Below are 6,561 nucleotides of genomic sequence, written 5' to 3' on the forward strand. Positions count from 1 at the left end.
CTGTCATTCGGGCGATTCCAGCTGGACACGCGAGGCAGGAGCTTGATGGACGAGAGTGGCCGTCCCGTTGCTCTCACGACTGCCGAGTTCGATCTTCTTGTCGCGCTCGTCAAGAACACGGGGCAGGTGATGTCTCGCGAGCGGCTGATTGCGGCGACAAGCCGACGGCGCTTCGAATCGATGGATAGAACGGTCGATACGCTCGTGCGTCGTCTGCGTCGCAAGATCGAAATCGATCCCGACAATCCACTGTTGATCAAGACGGTTCACGGCACGGGATATCTGTTCTCGCCCTGACCCGACGCAGAAGGAAACCAGGTGTGAATGCAGCGTTCAGTTGCCTTGTAGAGGGCCACCACGTTTAGCGCGGCATCGGCTACGCCCAGGGTACTCCCGGTCTGCGCGATTTGCTCTAGTTCGCTTGCCGCATCCGCGAGTCGCTGGAACCCGACGTTGGACGCCGCGCCGGACAATCGGTGCGCGTGGTGGATGACATCTTCGAGGTTCACGCGCGCGCAACCTTGTGCGATGGCCTCGACGTCTTCGTCGGCAACCATCGCAAACGATCCGACAATGCGCTCGGTACGCTCTTGCCCTAGAGCATTCTGAAGATGACTGATGCGCTCGGGGAGGGCAGTGGTAGCCACCTCCGCACGGAGCAGCGTCCGCTCCAAAATACTCCTAAGCTGCTCCACATCGACGGGCTTCTGGATAATTTCATCAATGCCTCGCAACCGATAAAGCGGCCGTTCTGTAGGAAGAGGATTCGCGGTCAGTCCAAGGATCGGACCAAGATGCCGACATGGCTCACGACTCGCGCGAATCAACGTAGTCGCGGTAAGTCCGTCCATTCCAGGCATACGGATATCCATGAGCACCACGTCGAATTTTTCGACCTTGAGGATGTCAATCGCCTCCTGCCCCGACTCGACCGAGGTCACCTCACAACCCTCTGCACGCAGCAATTCGGCAACGATCTCGCGATTGAGCGCGACGTCATCCACCACCAAAACGCGCAAGGCTAACGCCTTCTTAGGGCCGCTCTCCTCGATGTCCGCCAGTTCGAACGGCAATGTTACGGCGAAAGTCGAACCATGCCCTAGCTCGCTAGTCACTGAAATCGTGCCGCCCATCGCTTCGGCCAGCCCCTTGCTAATGGCAAGGCCAAGGCCGGTTCCCTCGAAGCGCCTCTCATGTCCGGTTTCCCCTTGTGAGAAGGGCTGAAACAGGCGCGGAAGGACGTCAGGTGCAATACCGATTCCGGTGTCCACGACTTCAATGACGAGTTCGATGGATCGTTCATGACGCGCGCCAAGGTCTGTTTTTAGCTCGATCACGCCCGCCTCCGTGAACTTGATCGCATTGCTTACCAGATTGATGATGATCTGCTGCAGGCGTGCGGGGTCACCCAACACGGACGGCGGAAGCGGCGTGAGGCTGCTCACCCGGATTCCGATTCCCTTCTGCACGGCTGCGGCGCTCGCAAGCGCGGCGGCGCCGGCGATTACCTCCTGCGGATTGAAGCGATTGCGCTCCAGACGAATGTGGCGGACCTCGAGCATCGCAAGGTCGACGATGTCGTTGATGACGACCGCTAAGGTTCTGCCGGCTTGAATCATCCTGCGCACGATCTTTGAGGCCGCATCGGGAAGTTCATATCCGGCGAGCAGCTGTGCCAGCCCGAGAACCCCATTAACCGGCGTCCTAAGCTCGTGACTGATCATGGCAAGCGACTGGGATTTCATCCGCTCCAGACTTTCAGCGGCGTTCTTGGCCTTGACCAAGGCGGTTTCTGCTTCATGCCTCACGGTGATGTCAGCGACACTCGCGATAATCATTTGCCTGGACCGGACCAGCAACGATTGCCGTGAGACGAGCAGTTGGCGAATGCTGTCGGCAGACATCGAAATCTCGAACTCGGCGTTTTGAATCAAGCCGTCGGTATCCTGCGTTCCGATCAGCCACGCGCAGAACTTTTCGTGACGCTGGAGATTTTCCTCGAGCGCGCGCAGCGATCGCGTGCGATCAGCCAGAAAAAGGTCGAGCGCAGCGTGATTGGCGAACTCGATATGACCGTTCGAATCGAGCAGCAGCAATGGAATCGGCGACGCGTCCAGGAGACGACGTACCGAGTAATCGCTAAGCCTGCTTTCACGAACGAGCAAGAGCAGGCATCCAAGGAACAGCACGCCGGCGATATCGGTAGCAATCCTGCCTGTCAAACCGGCTGTCAAGGAAGCAAGCGGCGCAGACGTCTGAATGGCAACGTTCCGGCCTCGAATCGAAGCGAACAGTTGGCCATGTCGTATGACAAACTTTCCCCCGGTATCCTGAGCTCCCTGCGTCGTCGCACCGGTGCATGCAGCGCCTGCCCCACAAGGCAATGGCAATGTCTGCGGAGTGACCGTCGTCTTCTGGCCGGGCCACGCACTAATATCTCCGAATATGGGAAGCGGGCGTAGAGCATTGTTGTGGATATCAATGGTTTCCGGTGCTGCGTCGGCATAGGCGAGTTCGATCGCGAGCCTCGCCTGATGGAGCGCAAGATTGGCAAACACATCTTTGCGGACTTGAAACAGCAGGAATGCGAGCGACGAGATCAGGATGATCGCGACAATCGCAGTCCTCGCCTCGGCAGGCGGACGAAAGGTAACGAGTCTGGCCTTCGATCGGAACATGGGCGTCAATCGAGCGCTTCCGCCCCAAGTGAGGTGCCGCCGACCTCCGTCCCCAGCCGGCCGGGGGCGAAGCGGGAAAGCAGGAGATACAGGGCCCCCGCTGCAGGCGCCCCGATCAAGGGTGCAATAACACCAGGGTCGTATTGCAGACCAACAAATGCCACAGCAATGCCCGCTCCCATCGCGATCAGCGCAGCTATATTGACTAAAGCCACTCTCTTGCGGGCAAAGCCCATACGCACCCGCAAGACGTAATAGTCGGCGACGATGACACCGCCACACGGCGGAACCGTTGCCGACAAAAACAACGTCCAGCGGGATGCATCGCCAACCCCGTTGTTGGCCGCTAAGAGAACGCCAAGAAGTGCTATTGCCGCCGATGCGACTATCCATGGCATCCCGGGGAATGCGCTCTTAAGCGTGACGCCGGCGTTACTCAGGCAAGCATCGCAAGTCACCCAGTTTGACGCGATCACGAGGGCCAGCAGAAGAAACGAGAGTGCGTTGTGAGCGGCAAACAGATCGGTCACTCGGACGCGCGCAGCCGCGACGAGCACACCGAGGATAAGGAACGGCAAGTTTGAAAGGAGAAAGCCGAACGCCATGGCCTGCACCGCTTCGTTTCCGGTCCGGCAATAGCGCACGATGTCCCCCGTCATGGTCCCACTTACCACAAAGGTGCCAAATGCAATGCAGACGCCGGTTCCAAAAGGCAGCGCGCCGCCAATTGTCCCGTCCAGCAAGTCCAACGACTTGGGCGCAAGGTAACGGGCGATAACGATTCCCGCGAATACAATCATTGCGGGATAGGCGATCGCGGTGACGTTGAAGCCGCGGCTGATTCGCGCAATCACGGGCGTTGCGAACAGCACGCCCACGATACAGATCAAAACCACCGAGCCGCTGGGAAGCCGCAACGCCACAGAGAGGATCGCGGCGGTGAGCATCACGTGAAAAGCGAACCACCCGGTCACGAGACATCCGAGAAGGAGACCCGGGATAAGCGCTCCCCATCGACCGAATACTGCCTCCAGCATCAGTTGCGAACTTAGACCCCAGCGGCCCGCGGCAAAGCCTATCGCCGCCGCATAGACGAAGAGAATCCAGTTTCCCAGGATGACGGCAAACAACGCGTCGAACGTCCCAAGTTCCGATTGCAGTTGACTACCTACAATGATCGATGCAAACGCAGACGTGAAGCCCGACCACGCAAATGCGGGGAACAGCAGCCCCCTTCGTCGCGACAACGGTATCGGCTGGACACCGGTGCTGTCGGTCAAATTGCGACGGAGGTCCATGATGGTGTCACCTGGTGTTTTGCGAGTGGTCAGATTGTCATACGAAACGCTAAGTCTAAAACAACTCGTGCTGCCCCGAAATCAGCGTCTCGAACGCGGTCCCAAGAAGCGGCAATATGGCATCGGCTATGGGTTGCAGCTGGCGCGTCAGATAGTGATCATAGTCAATACCTGACTGCCAGGTCTCAAGCGGTTCCGGCCCTGCGCCCGTCATGACATAGCTGATCCAGCCGCCGCTTTGGTACTGCAAGGGCCGTCCGCGCTCGCGATTAAACTCGTCGGCTACGCGAGCCGCGCGGACATGAGGCGGCACGTTGCGCACATACGCATCGAGCGGCCGGCGAAGGCGCTTTCTATACACAAGCAACTCATCGTATTCACCGTTCAGCGTGCGGCGCACGTAGTCACGGACGTACTCCTGATAGGGCTCGCGCTTAAATATTCGCAAGTAGAGCTCGCGCTGAAAACGCTGCGCAAGCGGCGTCCAGTCTGTTCGAACCGTCTCAAGCCCCTTATAGACGACTTCCTCACTACCGTCAGGTTGTGCGCTAAGGCCGGCGTAGCGCTTTTTGCTGCCTTCCTCCGCACCGCGAATTGTGGGCATGAAAAATCGGCGATAGTGTCGTTCGAATTGCAGCTCAAGCGCGCTCTCCAGATCGAAGCGCTCTCGTACATGATGTCGCCACCACACGTTGATCCGTTCGACGAGCGCTGCGCCAATGCGCGCCGCTTCTTCTTCGCTGCGAGCGTGCTTTAACCAGACGAACGTCGAATCAGTGTCGCCGTAGATCACTTCGTACCCTTCGGCTTCGATCAATTCACGTGTCCTGTGCATGATTTCATGACCGCGCAGGGTGATCGACGAAGCAAGGCGAGGGTCGAAGAAGCGGCAGCCCGTGGACCCCAACACGCCGTAGAACGCGTTCATGATGATCTTCAATGCTTGCGAGAGCGGCTTGTTCTGCTCGCGCTTGGCTTCATCGCGGCCGTTCCATACTTGTTCAACGATCGCAGGCAGGCTATGACGCGTTCGCGAGAAACGCGCGCCGAGAAAGCCCGGCACTGAATCTTGATCGTCGGGGTTGCGCATGCCATCGACCAGTCCAACCGGATCGATAAGGAATGTGCGAATGATCGATGGATAGAGGCTCTTGTAGTCGAGAACAATGACAGAATCGTAAAGACCCGGACGTGAGTTCATCACGAATCCGCCTGGACTTGCCGCACCGGCGACATCGCCAAGATTGGGCGCAACGAAGCCTTGCCGATGCATCCGGGGCAAATACAAATGTGTAAAGGCCGCCACCGATCCGCCGCTGCGATCGGCGGGCAGACCGGTGACCGTGGCGCGTTCGAGCAAGAACGGCATTAACTCGGTCTTGGCAAAGATCCGCGTAACCAGTTCGCAATCCTTGAGGTTGTAGCGTGCGAGCGCGGGCTTGTCCTCATCAAAGCGACGCTGGATTTCGTCCATGCGCTGGTAGGGATTATCGATAGCCTTGCCTTCACCCAGCACCGTCTGCGCGACATGTTCGAGGCTAAAGGAGGGGAAGCTCCAATACGCGGACCGAAGCGCTTCAATACCATCGATAAGCAATCGGCCCGCAGCACCCGCGAAGAAATGATTCTGCTTGAGACCGTGCTGCCGCCATTCCATGACGCTTCCGCCGCGGCCTAGCCGCAGTGGAACCTGATACCGCACCGAGTGTTCATGCAATACGCGCAAATCGAACTGAACCACGTTCCAGCCGATAATTGCATCGGGATCGTGCTTCTCAAGCCATTCGTTGAGCTTCTCCAACAGGCGTGGCTGGCTTTCGCAGTATTCAAGCTTGAAGTCGATGTGGTTGTCCTCGGCATTGGGCGGCCCGAGCATATAGACCTGGCGCTCGCCGCAGCCTTCGAGTGCGATCGAATACAGTTCCGCGTTGGCGCTGGTTTCAATGTCGAGCGAAACCGGTTTCAGCTTCGGGCGATAGCTTGGCGCTGGCTTCAATTCGCTGCTAAGAAGCGGGCCGTCGCGCTGAGACTCGCCGCCAAACGCGACGGGGGCCGTGATAAATCGCTCCATCATGTAGCGATCCGGCGGAAAGATGTCGGCCTCGTAGACATCGACGCCGGCCAGCTTCAGGCGCTGTTGCAGCCCCGTCAATTGCCGGTACTGCTGACAATAAAGACCCAATACCGGGCGATGATTGAAGTCGACGAGATCCAGCGCACGGAGTTCGACCCGCGTCTCGCGTTGCAAGACGGTCTCTGCGCGCGCGCGACTTTCGGCCGGGATGAACGCCACGGATTCCTGCGGACGCAAGCGCAGGTGGCGGGGACCGTCGTCCGTCGCCAGCCAGAATTCGACCTCGGTCCCATCAGCGGTGTCCCGCCAATGACGCGTCAGAATAAAACCTTGTTGATGCTCGGCCAAGTTTGGTCGTTCTCCGGCATGTTCAAATTTGAACTGATTCCGCCGCGCAACCCACTCCGGCAAACTGCGCTGCAAATTTTTCCAGGCGTCGGAGTTGTTCGTCGGATGCTACGCTGGAACAAAGGCGGACGGTGGCTATGCCGCGAATGGATCGGTGCAATCT

The 6,561-nt window shown here is 58.6% G+C and carries 5 protein-coding genes; 2 read left to right on the forward strand and 3 right to left on the reverse strand.

Translation table 11 applies throughout. The annotated features are described in order from the left end of the window. On the forward strand, positions 1-297 hold a 297-nt coding region (locus WCA53_RS25045; protein WP_423916759.1), incomplete at its 5' end, for a winged helix-turn-helix domain-containing protein. Here WCA53_RS25045 and WCA53_RS25050 read toward each other — a convergent pair. From WCA53_RS25050 to WCA53_RS25060, 3 genes are read right to left on the reverse strand one after another with little or no spacing between them, the layout of a single operon-like run. Further along, the gene (locus tag WCA53_RS25050) at positions 267-2,678 is read right to left on the reverse strand and encodes an ATP-binding protein (RefSeq protein WP_423916761.1); all 2,412 of its coding nucleotides are present in this window, start codon (positions 2,676-2,678) and stop codon (positions 267-269) included. The genes WCA53_RS25045 and WCA53_RS25050 overlap by 31 nt on opposite strands. A gap of 5 nt (positions 2,679-2,683) precedes the next feature. Next, on the reverse strand, positions 2,684-3,976 hold the full coding sequence (locus WCA53_RS25055) for a cytosine permease (protein ID WP_423916763.1): 1,293 nt from the start codon (positions 3,974-3,976) through the stop codon (positions 2,684-2,686). A 55-nt stretch (positions 3,977-4,031) separates the two neighbouring features. Continuing rightward, positions 4,032-6,398 carry a DNA polymerase II gene (locus WCA53_RS25060; protein ID WP_423916765.1) on the reverse strand — a complete coding sequence of 789 codons (2,367 nt, stop codon included), beginning with the start codon at positions 6,396-6,398 and terminating at the stop codon, positions 4,032-4,034. Between WCA53_RS25060 and WCA53_RS25065 the strand changes: the two genes are divergently transcribed. Next, the coding region (locus tag WCA53_RS25065) for a hypothetical protein (protein WP_423916767.1) at positions 6,381-6,561 on the forward strand (181 nt) is incomplete at its 3' end. The genes WCA53_RS25060 and WCA53_RS25065 overlap by 18 nt on opposite strands.

It is taken from the genome of Caballeronia sp. (assembly GCF_049581465.1).
In the GTDB taxonomy this organism is placed as follows: Bacteria; Pseudomonadota; Gammaproteobacteria; order Burkholderiales; family Burkholderiaceae; genus Caballeronia.

What these genes read in the sequence shown, in the direction of transcription:
- WCA53_RS25050 (WP_423916761.1), bottom strand. Translation starts at nt 2,678, where the DNA reads ATGTTCCGATCGAAGGCCAGACTCGTTACCTTTCGTCCGCCTGCCGAG.
- WCA53_RS25055 (WP_423916763.1), bottom strand. Translation starts at nt 3,976, where the DNA reads ATGGACCTCCGTCGCAATTTGACCGACAGCACCGGTGTCCAGCCGATA.